Annotated in this window: 15 protein-coding genes; 6 read left to right on the forward strand and 9 right to left on the reverse strand. The window is 43.0% G+C overall.

Going from position 1 to position 17,621, the window contains the following annotated elements; all coding sequences use genetic code 11:
- The first annotated feature begins 97 nt into the window (after positions 1–97).
- Both QME20_RS17195 and QME20_RS17200 read left to right on the forward strand, forming a co-directional pair.
- Positions 98–1,927: a putative nucleotidyltransferase substrate binding domain-containing protein gene (locus tag QME20_RS17195; protein ID WP_061095920.1), complete on the forward strand. Its 1,830-nt coding sequence runs from the start codon at positions 98–100 to the stop codon at positions 1,925–1,927.
- A 4-nt stretch (positions 1,928–1,931) separates the two neighbouring features.
- Positions 1,932–2,621: a 3'-5' exonuclease gene (locus QME20_RS17200; protein ID WP_039231290.1), complete on the forward strand. Its 690-nt coding sequence runs from the start codon at positions 1,932–1,934 to the stop codon at positions 2,619–2,621.
- Between the two features lie 32 nt (positions 2,622–2,653).
- Here QME20_RS17200 and QME20_RS17205 read toward each other — a convergent pair whose 3' ends face one another.
- The 3 genes from QME20_RS17205 to QME20_RS17215 form a co-directional block, all read right to left on the reverse strand.
- Positions 2,654–3,634, reverse strand: coding sequence for a diguanylate cyclase (locus tag QME20_RS17205; protein ID WP_039228605.1), 981 nt, complete (start codon positions 3,632–3,634; stop codon positions 2,654–2,656).
- 134 nt (positions 3,635–3,768) lie between these two features.
- Positions 3,769–4,188, reverse strand: coding sequence for an MAPEG family protein (locus QME20_RS17210; protein WP_014950813.1), 420 nt, complete (start codon positions 4,186–4,188; stop codon positions 3,769–3,771).
- A 207-nt stretch (positions 4,189–4,395) separates the two neighbouring features.
- Positions 4,396–4,902 (reverse strand): fasciclin domain-containing protein, encoded by a 507-nt coding sequence (locus QME20_RS17215; protein ID WP_061095919.1) that lies wholly within the window; start codon positions 4,900–4,902, stop codon positions 4,396–4,398.
- A gap of 285 nt (positions 4,903–5,187) precedes the next feature.
- Between QME20_RS17215 and QME20_RS17220 the strand changes: the two genes are divergently transcribed.
- Positions 5,188–6,345: a tetratricopeptide repeat protein gene (locus QME20_RS17220; protein ID WP_061095918.1), complete on the forward strand. Its 1,158-nt coding sequence runs from the start codon at positions 5,188–5,190 to the stop codon at positions 6,343–6,345.
- A gap of 55 nt (positions 6,346–6,400) precedes the next feature.
- On the opposite strand, the gene QME20_RS17225 is transcribed toward QME20_RS17220, so the two are convergent.
- The 5 genes from QME20_RS17225 to QME20_RS17245 all read right to left on the reverse strand — a co-directional run bounded on the left by QME20_RS17225 (position 6,401) and on the right by QME20_RS17245 (position 11,267).
- Positions 6,401–7,240 carry an isopenicillin N synthase family oxygenase gene (locus tag QME20_RS17225; RefSeq protein WP_168463570.1) on the reverse strand — a complete coding sequence of 280 codons (840 nt, stop codon included), beginning with the start codon at positions 7,238–7,240 and terminating at the stop codon, positions 6,401–6,403.
- 169 nt (positions 7,241–7,409) lie between these two features.
- Positions 7,410–8,621 carry a NupC/NupG family nucleoside CNT transporter gene (locus QME20_RS17230; protein ID WP_014950809.1) on the reverse strand — a complete coding sequence of 404 codons (1,212 nt, stop codon included), beginning with the start codon at positions 8,619–8,621 and terminating at the stop codon, positions 7,410–7,412.
- 12 nt (positions 8,622–8,633) lie between these two features.
- Positions 8,634–9,257, reverse strand: a complete 624-nt coding sequence (udk, locus tag QME20_RS17235) for a uridine kinase (RefSeq protein WP_014950808.1) — start codon at positions 9,255–9,257, stop codon at positions 8,634–8,636.
- Between the two features lie 208 nt (positions 9,258–9,465).
- Entirely contained in the window at positions 9,466–10,416 is a 951-nt protein-coding gene (locus QME20_RS17240) for a hypothetical protein (protein WP_168463569.1), read from the reverse strand.
- Positions 10,413–11,267, reverse strand: coding sequence for a PhnD/SsuA/transferrin family substrate-binding protein (locus QME20_RS17245; protein ID WP_239260160.1), 855 nt, complete (start codon positions 11,265–11,267; stop codon positions 10,413–10,415). Before QME20_RS17245 ends, QME20_RS17240 begins: the two co-directional genes overlap by 4 nt.
- Positions 11,268–11,691: 424 nt before the next feature.
- Between QME20_RS17245 and QME20_RS17250 the strand changes: the two genes are divergently transcribed.
- Complete coding sequence (locus tag QME20_RS17250; RefSeq protein ID WP_187447207.1) at positions 11,692–14,859, forward strand: TonB-dependent receptor; 3,168 nt, start codon at positions 11,692–11,694, stop codon at positions 14,857–14,859.
- Between the two features lie 186 nt (positions 14,860–15,045).
- Complete coding sequence (locus tag QME20_RS17255) at positions 15,046–15,729, forward strand: type 1 glutamine amidotransferase domain-containing protein (RefSeq protein WP_014950804.1); 684 nt, start codon at positions 15,046–15,048, stop codon at positions 15,727–15,729.
- A 65-nt stretch (positions 15,730–15,794) separates the two neighbouring features.
- On the opposite strand, the gene argR is transcribed toward QME20_RS17255, so the two are convergent.
- The gene (gene argR / locus QME20_RS17260) at positions 15,795–16,259 is read right to left on the reverse strand and encodes a transcriptional regulator ArgR (protein ID WP_014950803.1); all 465 of its coding nucleotides are present in this window, start codon (positions 16,257–16,259) and stop codon (positions 15,795–15,797) included.
- 237 nt (positions 16,260–16,496) lie between these two features.
- Here argR and mdh point away from each other — a divergent pair, with 237 nt between their 5' ends.
- Complete coding sequence (mdh, locus tag QME20_RS17265; protein WP_168533964.1) at positions 16,497–17,435, forward strand: malate dehydrogenase; 939 nt, start codon at positions 16,497–16,499, stop codon at positions 17,433–17,435.
- Positions 17,436–17,621: the final 186 nt, after the last annotated feature.

Below are 17,621 nucleotides of genomic sequence, written 5' to 3' on the forward strand. Positions count from 1 at the left end.
CTAATGTTGCCTTAAGATAGGCTTTAGCAAAATAAAACCAATCTACTGGCGAAAGTGAGTAGGTTGGTTTTTTCTTTTTGTGAACTGGACATTCCCTATGACTGCGATGGCTAAACAAGTTGAAGACTTTCTCAACACTTCAGCACCTTTTGACATACTGGATAAAGAGCAAAAGCTTGAGCTAGTAAAACATACTGAATTGGTTTACCTGACAGCGGATAATGTGGGCGACCTGCAAAAGGGAAAAGCGTCACTTTTTCTTATTCAAAATGGACAGTTTTCCGTCCAAGATTCAGATGCCCCTTTACGCCATTTAAGTGAGGGCGACTATTTCGGCTACACCAATATAATGGAAAAACGTAATTTTTCATTAAGCATCAGTGTAGACAGTCCAGGTCTGGTTTACTGTTTTGAAGCGTCTGCTGTTACCCCGTTATTTGAACTGCCAGCAATTCGAAATTTTTTTGATGGGCTGCGCAATAATGCCCTTCAAAACCATGCTATTTCCGATAGCAACTCCATGTGGCTTAATAAAGGGCTTGAGGATGTTATTAATAAGTCTCCCGTGTCGGTGGACGTAGAAACCTCAATTACAGCTGCGGCGCAGCTTATGACAACTCAAAAGGTATCGTCATTACTGGTTACACGAGAAGATAAGCTTATTGGCATTATCACCGACCGAGACTTACGTTCAAGAGTGGTTGCCGCCTCTCTCGGTATTCATCTTCCAGTCAGCCATATAATGACGCCTAATCCTGCGCAGATAATGGGAAATAGAACGCTATTTGATGCCTTGGCGCTTATGACCGAAAGGAACATCCATCACCTACCGGTTATCGACCAGCAAACCCTTGTGCCATTGGGTATGGTGACAGCCAGCGATATTATTCGTCATCAGCGTGGTAACGTTCTTTTTATAATTGGAGAGCTAAGCAAAGCGGAAAACCTTTACGAATTAACACGGCTATCCTGGCAATTGCCGCATTATTTCTCTGCTCATGCGAAAAAAGCAGGGGACTATGACATTGCTGGCAAAATTTTATCTCAAGCTACCGATATTATGACAAGAAAGCTTATTGGCTTTTTCCAACAGGCTAACGGGAAAGCCCCCATGATGTTTGCGTGGCTTGTTTATGGATCACAGGCAAGAGAGGATCAGACGATGGGTTCGGATCAAGACAATGGACTGCTTCTTGCTGAGCGGCCAAGCAAAACGCAAGCTGAATATTTCGCAAAAATGGCTGATTATGTGTGTAACGGTTTGGCCAAATGCGGCATTAAACTGTGCGATGGTAATATTATGGCGAGTAATCCTAAGCTTAGACTCTCGCTTGAAGAAGCCATTGAAGAAGCTAAGCGATGGGTAAAAGCACCAACTAAAGATGCGATTATGCACTTTAATATTTTTCTTGATGTTCGCTGCGCAGCCGGGGATATAAGTTTATTTAAGCAGTTGCAGCGTCAAAGGGCCCCCTTGATGAAGCAAAATATGTTCTTAGCAGCGCTTACGAGAAATAGTAACGAAATATCGGTTCCGCTTTCCGTGTTTCAAAAGTTCATTTATGAAAAAGGCCGTAAAGAGAAGGACGTGATCGACCTTAAAACCCGAGCCGTGGCCTTAATCAACAATATCGCCCGTATATACGCGCTAGCTGATGGCGTGACGTTGCCTAATACACTTGCCCGGTTAGACGCGCTATCGGAAAATTCACAGCTCTCAAAAAGAGATGCGACTAACCTACGTGATATTTGGCTGTTCTTAAATCGTTTGCGTTGGCGTCATCAGTTGGAAAATAAAGTAACGGACAATCGTGTGTCGGTTTCAAGTTTATCATCGATAGAAAAGCATCAGCTAAAAGCCGCATTCAAGGCTATAGAGCGAACCAATCAAGCAATGGTTATGAAGTTCTCTGGCGGCGTAAGTTAGCCCCATGATAACGCGAATAATCGAAGCCTGTGCATCGGTACTGTTTGGGAATCGTCAATTCAGAAAGTCGTTACGTGATAAAACGTTGGGCGACACCCCTTTGGCGTCTGTTGATTTAGAACTCACATCGTTAGACCCTGTGACAACTCAAATTACATCGATTGGTTATGTAAGTGGTTCAGCTGGAAAAATTGCGCTTTCCTCCAGTGGCTATCACGTTATAAATACGTCAGCGGACTTAGGACAAAGCCCTGTAATACATGGATTGACCTTAGATATTTTGCAACAAGGCGAAGGCTTGGCAGACGCCATCAATTCATTGCTACCACTACTGAAGACACATGTTCTAATTTTTCACAATGCGCGATTAGATTTGATGGCGCTTGATAGTGCCTTCAAACGGTGTGGATTACCGCAGATGGAAGTACTCTATATTGATACACTTCAGCTCGCACTTTATCAGTTAAACAAACAACATCAGGTGCTACCGAGTAATAGTGCAACGCTAACGGTTTGTAGGCAACGGTTAGACTTACCCGCGTTTCCTGAACACAACGCACTAGATGACGCGCTAGCGACAATGCAGTTGTTTTACGCCCAGCTAAATGAATTGGGAATTACTTTGGAGAATTCACTCGAGTCTTTGGCTCATACGAATGCTGTTGGCCGTTTTAGGCTGGGAGTACTGCACTAGCGTCGAAGACAAGGCAATTCTAGCTATAGCGCTTAGGCCTTAAGTTTTGTGGGATGACTCGGTGCTTTTATTTTGCCAGCGCTTACTGCTGTCGGCGCCACTAGTTGATTTCGCCCAGAGGTTTTGGCCACATACAGATTTTTGTCTGCTTCTAACATGACGTAGTCGATAGTTTTATTGTCATCAGCATGCTTGACGGCTAAGCCAGCACTTAGCGTAACGCGTTCATACTCAGATGCTGCATGAGGAATATTCAGGTCATAAACCGTTCGCAATAAGCGCTCAGTGACAGCCTTCGCGCCGTCTACATCGGTGTTAGGTAGAATAACCAAAAACTCTTCACCGCCAATTCTCACTAATTTGTCCATGGGTCGAAGTAGGGCGTCGTTGATCGTTTTACTGACCTTCCACAAACAGCTATCGCCATCTATATGACCATACATATCATTGAACAGTTTAAAGTGATCAACATCAAAAATAACCAAGGAGAGAGGAGTAACATTACGTAACCCATCTCTCACTAAACGGGGTAAATAGTCATCTAAATAGTGGCGATTGTAGGCACCTGTTAACTTATCTACATAGATAAGCTTTTCGAGCAAATCGTTTCTAAGCTTATGATTGATGTGTGATTTTACACGGTTGCGTAGGGTACAAGCGTTTACCGGCTTCACCACAAAGTCTACGCAGCCTGATTCCCAACATCTCGACTCTTCTTCATCACTTGACGAAGAGGTCACGAAAATAATAGGAATGTGAGCACACAACGGCTTTTTTCTTAACAATGCGGTGGTCTGATGCCCGTCTATTTCGGGCATTGAAACATCCATGAGGATTAGGTCAGGCGTATGGTACTTGCAATATTCAATTGCTTCTTTACCTGAGCCCACAGAGGCGCAGGCGACTGTGTCTTCAAGTAAAGTTTCCAGAACAAGTCTGCTGCTGGCTTGGTCGTCGACAATCAGTACTTTGCAATCTGCTAAAGTTCGGTCGCCAACTTGTTCAATATACACAAGTACTCCTAAACACAAAGGTGAGTGTTCAGGTTCAAGAGTACGCCTAATTTTAGAAAATGTGGATTAACCAAAAGTTTAATATTTAACCATTTGGTTCAATTTCACTCTTATCTTCTTACTTTATATCGTTTCTAGGAAAACAAATTAAACACTGCAAGACCAAATACGCCGAAGGTACACAGCGTGCCTATCATATAAAAATAGCTTCTCGGGCTTGGATTTTTTTCTGTAGCGATTGCGTAATACAGTCCCATATGAATGATGCGACTTAGCGCGTAAATCCAAACAAGTGCTGCAAGTATGCTGGTTGATGCGCCAAGAAAAATGCAAAGAAGAGCTGGGAGCGTAAACTGATGAATATTTTCGAGCGAATTGTGAAATGTTCTGTGGCTTCTGAATACGAAACTATCATGACTCAATTCCTCGCTGACTTTCCCTGGAATATAGCGAGACTGTTTTCTGTGAGCGATAGCGGCAACGATGTTTTGCACGAAAACGGTAAAGCTTATAAGCAAAAGGCCCGCAATACTATATGTGTAGACTGTGAACACGTGAACTCCTTTCTTTATTCCTTGAATGGATTCAGACGACTGGTTAGATGACAACGAAGGCCTGTTTAAACATGCCCGTGACCAACTAACCGTTTAATGTTTCTACGCCGAGACTTGTTGAAGAGATCGAAGCACATGCATAAATCGATGAACGAAAGCACTAATTTTTAGTGCTTTCGTTTTCAGCGCTTTTCTTTGCAAGAGGGATTACAGCGCCGCTTTAACATCGTTTGGAAGCAACACAGTATCGATCACGTGAATAACACCGTTACTCGTCATGATGTCGGCTTTAATCACATTTGCGTCGTTTATCATAACCTTATTCATATCAGTTGAGACCATTACCTTGCTTCCTTCAACGGTAGTGGCATCAGATAGCCCAGCTACATCTTTTGCTGTGACTTTACCCGTTACTACGTGATAAGTGAGAATTTTAACAAGGGTTTGTTTATTCTCAGGTTTCAATAGCATTTCAACGGTGCCTGCCGGCAGTGCAGCAAAAGCTTCATCGGTGGGAGCGAAAACAGTGAATGGCCCATCTCCCTTTAGTGTAGTAACCAAGTCGGCAGACTTAACTGCGGTGACAAGTGTAGAGAACATGTCGTTGCTTGCAGCGGTGTCGACAATATCTTTATGCCCATCCTTGGCATGATGGCCGGCAAGCGCTGAGGCACTCAATACAACTAAGAAGAACGCACTAATTAACTTTTTCATATTCTTTCCTTTTACCTATTACATTACGTTAAGTGAAATTCAACATCCTTCGTTTCGCCAACTACTGACCTACGCCACTGAAAGCTACTGAATTGAGAATTGTTACGGCACTTCAGGGAAATTTGATGATTAACTTTGTGTAATGCCAAGTCGCAATGTATGAGCACCTAAGGAAGCGAGTAAAATTATGCGTTGAACGAGCTTTAAACTGGGTTGTAAATAAAATGTAAATTCATGGCGCGCTGCTATACTTAATCTATCGAGTAAATAAGAAAGGTGCCTATTATGAATGCTCGACTCGCTGTTCCTTTGCTGTTATGCATAGTGCTTGCCGCTTGCCAATCCACAGATAATCAGCATGTAAAAGCTGCGCCCACTTTGTTAAATGACAGTCTCTTTCCTTCCTATACGTTATTTCCAGTAGAGTCTTCAGATGAAATTTTTTACTTAGACGAAGACGCACAGTTTTTTGCCGAAAGGGCAGTTTACGAAAAAAGTATCCTGCAAAAGAATGTAAAAGGGTTAGTAAAAGCAATTTTCGATCATTCTGATCATGGGATGCTTTATCGTAACAGCGCAAATACAACGGCAAATACAACATTTAATAACCGAGCCGCGAACTGTCTGTCTCTTTCTATTATGACGTACGCTTTGGCAGAACACGTTGGACTCAATGCAACATTTTACGAGGTGGAAATTCCGGAATACTGGACACGACGAGAAGGGTATAGCTTACTGAATGGGCACATTAACCTTCGACTCTCATTGCCAAATGAAAGTCCTGTTGCAGCTGTGGGAGGAACGTGGGCAGACGTTGATTTTGATCCACAAATGCTGCGAAATTACTTCCCAAGAAATGCCGTTTCCAAAAACAAAGTAATAGCAATGTATTACAACAACAAAGGAGCGGATGCCTTAGTGGCGAACAGCTACACTCGGGCCTATAGCTATTTTCGTGCAGCAGCAAAAGTCGCTCCCGAACTTCAGCAGAGCTGGGTGAATTTAGGTGTGCTTTATAGAATGGTGGATGAATATGAGCAGGCTGAAATGACATACAAACACGCACTATCGCTAAATGAAGAAAACTTAACCGCATGGGAAAATTTATCCATTCTTTACACTTATCAAGATAGAGATGACGAGGCTTTAAAAATAACACAAATGGTAGAAGCTAAGCGGAAGCATAATCCATATTACCATTACATTTTAGGAGAACAGGCACTTGAGGCAGGTGATATTGCATTGGCAATAGTTCATTACGAAAGAGGACTAAGACTTGATAACGCGCGCCATGAGATTCTATTTGGGATGGCAAAGGCCTATCACGAGTTAGGTGATGTAAGTGAAGCTCAACGTTATCTAGAGCGAGCGGTCAGGTATTCGCCCAATGAGCAAGAAAAGCAACGCTATTCTTCAAAACTGGCAACGTTAGCAAGCAGCTAAAAAAAAGCCGCAGACTAGCTGCGGCAAAAGAATAACACTACAAAAGGAACTTAATTTATATAACGCCCAGCTCACGAAGGCGCTCTTGCAGGTATGACCCTGCGGTATGACGTTCTGAAAGAACAACATCTGGTCTAGGGTGTAAGAACAGTGGCAATGAAATACGAGATTTCGTCATGTCAGCACCATCTGGGTTTACAACCCTATGCGTAGTTGATGGGAAGTATCCGCCAGACGCTTCTTGAAGCATGTCGCCAATATTCACAATCAAGTTCCCGAAATCACAAGGAACTTCAATCCAACTACCGTCTTTAGCTTGTACTTGCAATCCAGGCTCGTTGGCTGCAGGCAAGATAGTAATCAAATTAATATCTTCGTGAGCAGCTGCGCGAATTGCGTCTACTTCTTCATCACCTTTTAGTGGTGGGTAGTGCAGTATACGTAGCAAAGTTTGATCAGAATCTTTGATCATGTCACCTAGCGGTTGACTGTACTTATCGCTCACCTCTGAAGGAGAATGTTTTTCTATCCAACCCAATAGCTCTTTCGCTAGTGTATTTGCCTCCTCATAGTACTGAGAAATCTGCGGGTGTAGCGCTTCTGGACACTGACCCCACGGATAGAAGTGGTAATACTCTTTAATGTCTTTTTTCGTAAAGCCTTTGGCTACCTCAGATACGCTCTGAGGGAAAAATCCGTCTTGTTTACCCTTGTTGTACAGGTAATCGTTCTTCTCTTCACTGTCGAAGAAGCCCTGCCAATTGTCGTAAATACCTTGAACTAATGACTGTCGGATAGGGTGATTTTTTAAAACACCGAACCCTGTCTCGCGAAGTGACTTCACGAATTCTTCTTGTGCGTTTTCCGCTTGGTAATCAACAGCAACTAATTGCATAACTTTATCCCGTATATTTTGACTGCGGCATTATAAAGGTAGACGGGCTACAGAAAAAAGTCGCAGAAATTGACATAAATCAACCCCGCGAGGAATTTGCGCGTAATTTACAGAAACCTGACCAGTTAGTCTAGTAAAATATTGACCAACTGGTCCAAATTAATGAAATTTAACCAAGAGAGAGGTAAAAGCCCGCTAGCGCGGCACTCATTAAGTTAGATAACGTTGCAGCAATAACAGCTTTTAACCCCAGCCTCGCAATTTCTTTTCTGCGTGTTGGTGCCATGGCACCAATTCCACCCATCAAAATAGCGATAGAAGAGAAGTTTGCAAAACCACAAAGTGCAAAGGTGATAATGGCCTGAGATGCTTCAGATAGCTGTGATTGGTTCTCTAGGAAGTTTAGGTAGGCGACAAATTCGTTAACTACCATTTTCTGACCAATAAAGCTGCCTGCAAGTTGCGCTTCCTCCCATGGTACGCCGATTGCCCATGCAAGAGGTTGAAGCACATAACCCAGGATCCCTTCAAACGTCACGTTTTCATAGCCAAACAACCCTGCTGTCCAGCCAATAAGACCGTTAAACATGGCAATAAGTGCTATGAAAGCGAGTAGCATTGCACCTACGTTCAACGCAAGTTGCATGCCTGATGCTGCGCCACTGGCGGCTGCATCAAATACATTGGCGTAGCCGGTATCTTCCGCATCTACGTCATGTAAATCTTCATTTGGCTTACTGGTTTCTGGCAACATGATTTTTGCCATAAGTAAGCCACCTGGAGCAGCCATAAAGCTGGCTGCTAGCAAATACTTAAGATCTACCCCCATGCCTGCGTAGCCCGCCATTACTGAACCAGCAATTGACGCCAAACCACCCACCATAATGGCAAATAGCTCAGAACTCGTCATGTGTGGAATAAAAGGGCGAACCACAAGAGGCGCTTCTGTTTGGCCCACAAAAATGTTGGCAGCAGAAGACATGGATTCAGGTCGGCTAGTTCCCAGTGCTTTCTGTAAAAAGCCACCGATAACCTTGATGATCAAACCCATTACTTTTAGGTGATAAAGAACGGCAATAAGCGCCGAGAAAAACACGATAACTGGAAGCACGTTAAAGGCAAAAATAAACGCTATCGACTTGTCGCCAATAGGACCGAACAAGAAATTAATGCCTTCTTGGCTATAAGCAATGATGTTGGCGACAAAACGCGTCGCGCTCAACAATACTTCTTTACCAGGTTCAGAATACAGGACAAACGCGCCAACGGATGCTTGAATAGCAAATGCGCCACCAACGGTGCGCCAATTTATATTGCGTTTCGCCGATGATAACGCGAAGGCAATACCCAGAAGTACTGCAATGCCCAGTAAACTCACCATAGTTATGTTCCCTTAAAGAAGCGCTTGCTGAATGTGTGATTTGATCACATCTAATGCAATTTGGTTTTTGCCGCCTTGCGTCACTACTACGTCGGCAGTGAAGCGGCTAGGTTCAATAAATTGATGATACATAGGCTTAACAGTTTCTTCGTACTGTTTTGCCACCGACTCAATACTACGACCGCGTTCTTTTAGGTCGCGCATCATTCTGCGCATCAAACAAATATCAAGAGGAGTATCAATGAAGATCTTCACGTCGTACAAAGGAAGTAGATCAGTACGAGCAAGTAGCATGATACCTTCAAGAATAATGACTGGCGCAGGATTTAGACGCTCAGTTTCAGGCAAACGCGTATGCGTTTTATAGCAGTAATGTGGATAGTCAATAGGCTGACCATCGCGCAATGCTTGCAAGTGTGCTTTTAAAAGCTCATGTTCAAAGGCATTCGGGTGATCATAGTTGTTCTTCTCACGTTGCTCCATGGGAAGATGATCTTGCGCACGGTAATAGTGATCCTCGCGCAGCACTTGAACAGGGCGGCCTTGAGCACTGAAACCGTTAAACAAATTTTTTGTAAAAAGAGACTTCCCAGAGCCAGAAGCTCCAGAAATGGCAATAATAAGTGGCGATTGCATAGTACTATAAAGCTGATTTTGTTGGTGCAAAGATACGCGTTTAGGCCTCGCGAATCAATGTTATATTCACAAGTTCTCGGTTTTTGGATCGGTCTTTGCTAGAACTTTATCGTATTTTCAAGGTATTGCAGGGCGTTTAGTCAGCTTACAAAAAATACCAAAAAGTTCTCCAAGTGGTCAGTTTTTAACTGAACAAGTCAAAATATCGCTAGTTACCAATTATCTCTATATCGTCATCCTTAATACTCGGTAATGCATACGAATGCTGCTTCGAGCGAGAGCCCTCACCCTGAGCCCGAGGTGGATAGTATATTTCTTTTTCTTCAGTGAATCCGGCAAACACTTCATCAAGGGCTGCACGGATCTCGCTCAAGGTTTTGTCTAAATTCGCGTTGAAGTCTGGCCTTTTGCGTTTAGTATGCCCAAGTTCAATCAGTCTACCAAAGCTCTTGTTAGCAAGAATCATAAGTTCATGTGGTACATCTTTATGCGGAGGAAGCGGCTGATTGGGGTACTCAATACAAAACTTAACTAAAGCAGTATAGAAACATAATGGCTTATTCTGTAGTGCAACTACCTTGTCATCAACACCGTTTGAAAGTGTTTTATCTTTGAGATTAATAATGAGCTTCGGTGTTGGCGGCAGCAATTCTTCTTCAACAGCCGACACTTTCTTACGCTTTTTCGTTGCAATAGAAAATACTGGAAGTAGTAAAAGTGAGCAGAGCAATGCTATAAAACTAAATCCTACTCCACTCCATGACGACTTACTGCGCATTTCAAGTACAATACGTTGCTCTGCATTTATCAGTAAGGTAGATGTCACGTTAGGGTATTGTGTGAAATCTTGAGATTGAACGCTGATTTCCTGAATATGGCTCACTAAAATAGGATAGCCTTCTTTGGTTAGTTCGCTATTTAATCTATCTAAATAGCTATAGATAGCATGCTGATTGACCGGCGTATTAAGCGTTACATTGCCCACATCTAGAAATGCGCTGTCTAGGCTTATACGACGTTCGACTTTATCTTGCGCTTCATGAATATCAGCCTTAAATGAAAAGTACTGGCCAATCAGCGCGATAGTCTGTAAGCACAGAAATAGCAGTGCCCAGTTTAACGTTATGCATGCAGGCGATTTGAACTTAGGTTTGATCATTTGTTACACCCCGCTTCAAGTGTAATATTTTTGTAATATGGTCGCGGGCGAGCCATTGCTATTTCATGTACAACAGACTGCATAGCACAGAACAAATCGGTGTTTTGTGTCTGCATTTTCAGGTACCACTGCATTCCACCTATGCTTTCTTGTAACGGTGTTGCGTAATTTCTTGAAAAGCGATCACTGTCATCTTCAGCCCAATAAGACGAAATAATGTCAACATCACCTGCTAACAGTGCTCTGCGAAGCTCTTGATGGGAACTGTAATATACAATTGATACGTTTGTGTCGCTTAACCCTAAATTTTGTAGGATAGTTTTGGGTACAATGTGGCCTGAGCGACTACTTGGGTAATCTAATAAACCAATTTTTTTACCGAGCAAGTATTCTTTACTTAATTGCGGGCGTTCGCGTAACGCAATGAAAAAGGCGCTGTAATTAGGGTGCGATGCCACTTTAGACAGCCCATATATTTGGTCAGCGCCAAACGCGTCGACCACGTTCTTTTTCACTAATGCAAGGTCAACAACGCCGTGGTTGATGTAGCGAAACGTGTCATAGTCGCTTTGACCGATGATAATTTTTACTTCGCCGAATTGCTTCTTTATTGTGCTGTCAGCGCACAATCTATCTCTTGCCATTTCAGCAATGCGACCGTCGGTAACATACACTGAAAAAATGTCGCTATTCGCACTTAATTTAGTTTTGCAGTATAAAAATTGACCAGCTTGTGGGGTGATGTCACTATAAACATTGTTTTTTTGTAAATAGCTAAAAGTACCGCACGCGATAGCGACGATGACAAATAATATCCACTTTCCGGAGGCAACAATTCTAAAATTCGCCAAAAAAACGACCAAATGAATTAACGATTTATGTGGGGATTTCATCAGTTAAGGTTATTTATTGCAATAGGTAAATTTATTTTAAATCGTTAAGCTATTGAAATATAGTTTATTTTTATAGGTAAATCTGATTTTTATTAAACGCTGTTTATTAGTCGCACATCTGCCAAGAATAGCACTGTCCAATTGCTGCAGATAGACAACAACAATAACAAGTAAGTTAACTTGACTACATGGTCAAGTAATTTTTTACAAAGTCACTAGCGTCGGGCAATTGGTGTTAAACAAAAATGTAAAACTGTAATAAATTTGACATGAATCTCGATAACAATTCTTCGTGGTACTAGAATAGTAAGTGGTCTTGATAGGGACAACGCCCTGCGCAAGTCCATAAAAAAGAATTTTAAACAAAAAGGGAAACACACACATGAACTCTCCAGCTAAATTCAGCCGTATTGCGGCTGCTGTTGCGCTGTCCATCGGGTTGTCTACCGCTGTAATGGCGCAAGAAACGTCTTCATCAATTAAAGGTAGCCTAGTTGGTCCAGCAGGAGCTCCAGCAGCAGGAACTACAGTTATTATTACCCACGTCCCCACTGGCGCCAGAAAAACCGTTCAAGTTAACAACGCAGGGCAATTTAGCTCTCAAGGTCTACGCGTAGGTGGTCCTTATACTGTTGAATTTGATTCAGATAAGTTTGATGATAAAGTCATAAGTGATGTTTATTTGCAACTAGGTGAGCCTTTAGTTCTTAATTTAGCGCTAACTGACGAAGCTGACGTTGAAAGAATTCAAGTTACAGCTTCTCAAATGGGGTACGACGTATTCGGTCAAAAAAGTCCTGCGTCAACATTCAATCTTGAAGATTTAGAGTCTGCTCCTTCTGCAAACCGTGACCTAAAAGATATCGTTCGTGTAGATCCTCGTATTAGTATTTCTGAAAGCGACGGCGAAGAGGCGATCATCTGTGGTGGTGGTAACCCACGTTTTAGTGCACTAACTGTTGATGGTGTTCGTATGAACGACAGTTTCGGTTTGAACCAAAATGGTTATCCGACTGTTAGAATGCCATTCTCTTTCGATGCAATTGACCAAGTAACCGTTGAGCTTGCACCATTTGACGTGCAATACGGTGGTTTTACGGCGTGTAACATCAACGCAGTTACAAAATCGGGTACAAATGAAGTTCACGGTAGTGCTTTCTATGATTACACTAGTGATTCATTAATGGGTGATAAAGTAGAAGATACAGACGTTGATACAGGCGACTTTACTGAAAAGCGCTACGGTGTAAACGTTGGTCTTCCACTAATCAAAGATGAACTTTTCTTCTTTGGTGCTTATGAAAAACTTGAAGGCGCTCAAATCTTCTCTTACGGCCCTCTAGGTAACCAAGTATCACAACAAGATATCGATCGCATTCGTGAAATTGCGTCACGTGTTTACGATTACGATATCGGCGGTACGCCTGGCTCAATGCCTGTGGAAGACGAGAAAGTACTTGTTAAGCTTGATTGGAACATCAACGACGCTCACCGTGCATCATTAGTTTATAACTATAACGATGGCTTTAGAATCGACCAATCTGATGACTACTCGACAGCTCTTTCTTTAGATAGCCATTTCTACGAAGTAGGTGCAAAGCTTAATTCAACAGTTGCTTCATTGTACTCAGACTGGACCGACGACTTCTCTACCGAAGTTCGCTTAGGTCGAATCAAGCTTACCAACCGTCAAAACTCACTAGATGCTGACAGTGGTTTTGGTGAAATTCGCATCGATAGAGTAAACGGTGCAGACGTCTTTTTCGGTCCAGATGACTCTCGTCAATCTAACGAAATGGATTGGAATAGCACAACTGCCAAGTTCGCTGGTACGTACTACCTAGATAACCATACAATTACATTCGGTTATGAGTATGAAGAGCTAGAAGCATTTAACTTGTTCATGCAACATACTATTGGTGAATACCGTTTCGAAACTATTGATGATTTTGAAGCTGGTTTGGCTGACGACATCTACTACAACAACTCTGCTGGCACAAATAATCCTCAGGACGCAGCGCAACGATTCTCTTATGAAACGAACACGCTTTATGTTCAAGACGAGTGGATCCTTGATGACCTAACTTTGTTGTTCGGTCTTCGTTATGACAAATACAGCAGTGATGACAAGCCTAAGCGCAATGAAGTATTTGCTCAACGCTATGGTTATGACAACACTTCAACATTCGATGGAATTGATTTATTGCAGCCTCGCTTTGGCTTCAACTATACATTGAATGACAATATGGAAGTACGTGGTGGTGTAGGCCTATACTCTGGTGGTAACCCTAACGTTTGGCTATCAAACTCTTTCTCTAACGACGGTATTACAAATATTGATACTTATCGCAGTGATTTTGAGTTGTTCGATGAGAACGGTAACACGGTTCCGCTGGTTAATGGTGGTCGCCTAATTTACTCACCACTTCAAGAGATGTTTGATGAAGTTGCTGATGCAGATCCATCTTTGGGTAATGAGCCTTCAACGAATGCCGTAGACCCTGATTTTGAGATTCCTAGCGAATGGAAGTTCAATCTTGGTTTCACTTGGGTAACAGACAGCGATTATGTATTCCAAGCAGATATTCTTCACAACAAGAAGCAAGATAGTGCACAAATCATAAATGTTGGTTGGGACACAGAAAACGTTACTTTTGCAGCTGACGGTCGACCTATCTACGACTATATTCAAGTTGGAACTAATGACGATGGTGACGCTGTTTTCCGTAACTTCCGTAAGAGTGACTTAGTACTTACCAATGCTCGTGAAGATGGCAAGTCGACCACTATCTCTTTTGCTGTTCAAAAAGAATATGACTTTGGTTTAGATGCTTCATTCGGTTATGCATACAACCGCTCTGAAGACGTTACACCAATGGCAAGTTCAGTAGCGTTCTCGAACTTTACTAACTTTGCTTCATCAGACCCGTTAAACCCTGGTATCGCAACTTCGAACTACGAAGTGCCACATCGCTTTACGTTTAACTTGCGTTATTCGACTGAAATTGTTGACGGTTACAAAACAAGCTTCTCGCTATTCGGATCTCGCCAGCAAGGTCGTCCATTCTCGTACACCTTTGACGGTATCACGATCGGCGACGCGCAGTTTAGAACAAACAATGCACTTCTTTACATCCCAGAAGTTGATGATCCAAACGTGACGTATGCAGAAGGCTTCGACTTAGGTGCATTCAACTCATTCATCGATGAAGGTGGTTTTGCTCGCGGCGAAATCCTTGAGCGTAACTCTGAAAATGCTGAATGGTATTCTCGAGTTGACTTCCGTATTGACCAGCAACTTCCTGGTTTCATGAAAGGTCATCGCGCAAGTGCATACTTCATCCTTAAGAACGTTGGTAACTTCTTAAATGATGATTGGGGCGTTCGTAAAATTGGTCCATTCGTTTCAGCTCCTGTACTTGATGCATCGCTAAATAGCGATGGTACATATACGTACAACGAGTTCTTTGAAGGTAACACTAATCAAAATGGATTCTTTAATGAGCAATCATTATGGCAAATCCGAGTTGGTGTTAAGTACAGCTTCTAATCCAATGGTGTGAACCTATTGTAGTGTTAGGTGCCACTCTCCTTAACAGGAAGTGGCACTTTTTTATGCCCGCCATTAATCTCACAATCATGCAATCAAACGATCCTCCGCTTTTTTAATGATCTAACTACGTACATTAGCCGAAGTAATTGACGACAAATTTTTAAATGCTCGCAAGGAGGGCTTATGTCAAAACGTATGCTAATGGTAATGACATCTCACGAAATTATGGGTGATACCGGCAAAAAGACAGGCATGTGGTTGGAAGAGTTTGCTGCGCCGTACTACGCATTTAAAGACCAAGGATATACGATAACTTTGGCGTCACCCATGGGAGGGCAAGTGCCTATCGATCCCAATAGTCTGGCTGACGATGCAATGACCGATGACGCTATGCGATATACGAAAGATGAGCTGGCGCGTAGCGCTATAGCGTCGACTATTCCGCTTGAAGATGTGAGAGCTGAAGAGTTTGACGCGGTGTTCTATCCAGGGGGACACGGTCCGTTGTGGGACCTTTCTGACAATGTGCACTCGATAAAACTAATCGAAGACACTATCGCAGCTAATAAACCCGTTGGGGCAGTATGTCACGCGCCAATTGTGCTTAAGGACGTTAAAACGCCTGATGGCAAATACCTGGTAGAGGGAAAATCTGTTACCGGATTTTCAAACAGTGAAGAAGCTGCAATGGAACTTACAGACGTAGTGCCTTATCTGGTTGAAGATGAACTGGTTAAAAAAGGCGGTAAGTATGAGAGCGCCGACAATTTTGCTGTAAAAGTGTGTACCGACGGGTTACTGGTGACGGGACAGAATCCGCCGTCATCACGACCAGCAGCCGATGCGCTGATTAAGCTATTGAGTTAGCGTCAGCGAACAGCAGAATATATAGTGCCCTCAATGAGAGGGCACCGTTTTAATAGCGTGGCTACCTAAACGTTCTCAAACAGGTCTTCAACACGCTGTCTTAGTTCTTCGATTCTAGACACATCCGCTGGCGCGATGAAAATAGTGTCGTCACCTGCTATGGTGCCCAAAACTCCGTCTTTCTTACTTAATGAGTCAAGCAAGCGCGCAATAAGCTGTGCAGCACCAGGGCTGGTTCTAATGATTACCATTACGTTGTTGTGAACGATATCCAGTACCAGCTGTTTAAGAGGGCTTTTAGCCGTAGGCATACCTAGCTCTGGAGGCAAGCAATACACCATGTCACCTCGGGCATTTCGCGTGCGTACCGCGCCGAATTTGCTTAGCATTCTAGAGATTTTAGATTGGCTGATGTTGTCGAAGCCTTGTGCTTTTAATGCATCAACAATTTCGCCCTGTGAACCGTAACTTTCTGCTTTAAGAATTTCTTTAAAAGCTTTGATGAGTAGCTCTTGTTTTGCGTTTGCCATTAGCGCTCTTTTCTTTTTTGAGGGTTATCGTTAGGAATTATATTTAGTATGCGTATATTGTGCCGTACAGGTAGACTTTGCGCAATTTCTTTGCATAATCATTCATGATAATGAATATCGAGATAAAATCGCCATAAATAACGTTAATAAGACGATCCGGTGATTGAGTTTTCCCCCGCGTTGCATTAGTGTGACGTTCCGTTTAAATACGTGAAGTAATCCCATAGGAGAAATGGTATGAAAGTAGCCGTGTTAGGTGCTGCCGGTGGTATTGGTCAGGCGCTGTCTTTGTTGTTGAAAACACAATTGCCAGCAGGTTCAGATTTAGCGCTTTACGACGTAGCGCCAGTTGTTCCTGGTGTTGCCGTTGATTTGAGCCACATCCCCACTGCGGTAAAAGTAACCGGTCACGGTAAAGATGACCTAGCTGATGCACTAACTGGAGCAGACGTTGTTCTAATTCCAGCGGGTATGCCTCGTAAGCCAGGTATGGATCGTTCTGATCTATTCAACATCAACGCCGGCATTGTTAAAAACCTAATTGAAGGTGTAGCTGATAACTGCCCGAACGCGTGTGTTGGTATCATCACTAACCCAGTTAACACTACTGTTGCTATTGCAGCTGAAACGCTTAAAGCAAAAGGCGTTTATGACAAGAACAAGCTTTTTGGTGTAACGACACTAGACGTTATCCGTGCTGAAACGTTTGTTGCTGAACTTAAAGGTGTAGACGTATCTTCTGTGCACGTACCGGTAATCGGTGGTCACTCTGGTACAACTATCCTTCCTCTACTTTCACAAGTTGAAGGCGTAGAGTTCACAGACGAAGAAGTTGCTAGCCTAACTACTCGTATCCAAAACGCGGGTACTGAAGTTGTTGAAGCTAAAGCGGGCGGCGGTTCTGCAACCCTGTCAATGGGTCAAGCAGCGGCACGCTTCTGTCTATCACTAGTTGCAGCAATGCAAGGTGAGAACGTGGTTGAGTACACTTATGTACAAACTGACGACAGCGGCGACGCAGCATTCTTTGCACACCCAGTTCGCCTAGGCGCAAACGGTGTTGAAGAAATCTTGCCATACGGCGAGCTAAGCGCATTCGAAGAAAAAGCGAAAAACGACATGCTTGAAGGCCTACGTGGCGACATCAAGCTAGGCGTTGACTTCGTAAACGGCTAATAGCGCCTGAAGCGGATGTACTAGCATCCGCTAGAAAAGGCTGGATACGTTCTTACGTACCCAGCCTTTTTTGCATTTAAGACATTACAAAAAAAGCCTGCTCAATGAGCCTGTCTCTTATACACAAATCCCTACTAAGTAATTAGTGGGGATTTTTTTGAACTATTCCTCCAGACTCTGATCAGA

The organism is Alteromonas sp. CyTr2 (assembly GCF_947311905.1).
GTDB lineage: Bacteria > Pseudomonadota > Gammaproteobacteria > Enterobacterales > Alteromonadaceae > Alteromonas > Alteromonas macleodii.

Coding starts and splice junctions, on each gene's coding strand:
- QME20_RS17195 (WP_061095920.1), top strand. CDS start 98: ATGACTGCGATGGCTAAACAAGTTGAAGACTTTCTCAACACTTCAGCA.
- QME20_RS17200 (WP_039231290.1), top strand. CDS start 1,932: ATGATAACGCGAATAATCGAAGCCTGTGCATCGGTACTGTTTGGGAAT.
- QME20_RS17225 (WP_168463570.1), bottom strand. CDS start 7,240: ATGCAATTAGTTGCTGTTGATTACCAAGCGGAAAACGCACAAGAAGAA.
- QME20_RS17220 (WP_061095918.1), top strand. CDS start 5,188: ATGAATGCTCGACTCGCTGTTCCTTTGCTGTTATGCATAGTGCTTGCC.
- QME20_RS17255 (WP_014950804.1), top strand. CDS start 15,046: ATGTCAAAACGTATGCTAATGGTAATGACATCTCACGAAATTATGGGT.
- QME20_RS17250 (WP_187447207.1), top strand. CDS start 11,692: ATGAACTCTCCAGCTAAATTCAGCCGTATTGCGGCTGCTGTTGCGCTG.
- QME20_RS17215 (WP_061095919.1), bottom strand. CDS start 4,902: ATGAAAAAGTTAATTAGTGCGTTCTTCTTAGTTGTATTGAGTGCCTCA.
- QME20_RS17230 (WP_014950809.1), bottom strand. CDS start 8,621: ATGGTGAGTTTACTGGGCATTGCAGTACTTCTGGGTATTGCCTTCGCG.
- QME20_RS17240 (WP_168463569.1), bottom strand. CDS start 10,416: ATGATCAAACCTAAGTTCAAATCGCCTGCATGCATAACGTTAAACTGG.
- mdh (WP_168533964.1), top strand. CDS start 16,497: ATGAAAGTAGCCGTGTTAGGTGCTGCCGGTGGTATTGGTCAGGCGCTG.
- udk (WP_014950808.1), bottom strand. CDS start 9,257: ATGCAATCGCCACTTATTATTGCCATTTCTGGAGCTTCTGGCTCTGGG.
- argR (WP_014950803.1), bottom strand. CDS start 16,259: ATGGCAAACGCAAAACAAGAGCTACTCATCAAAGCTTTTAAAGAAATT.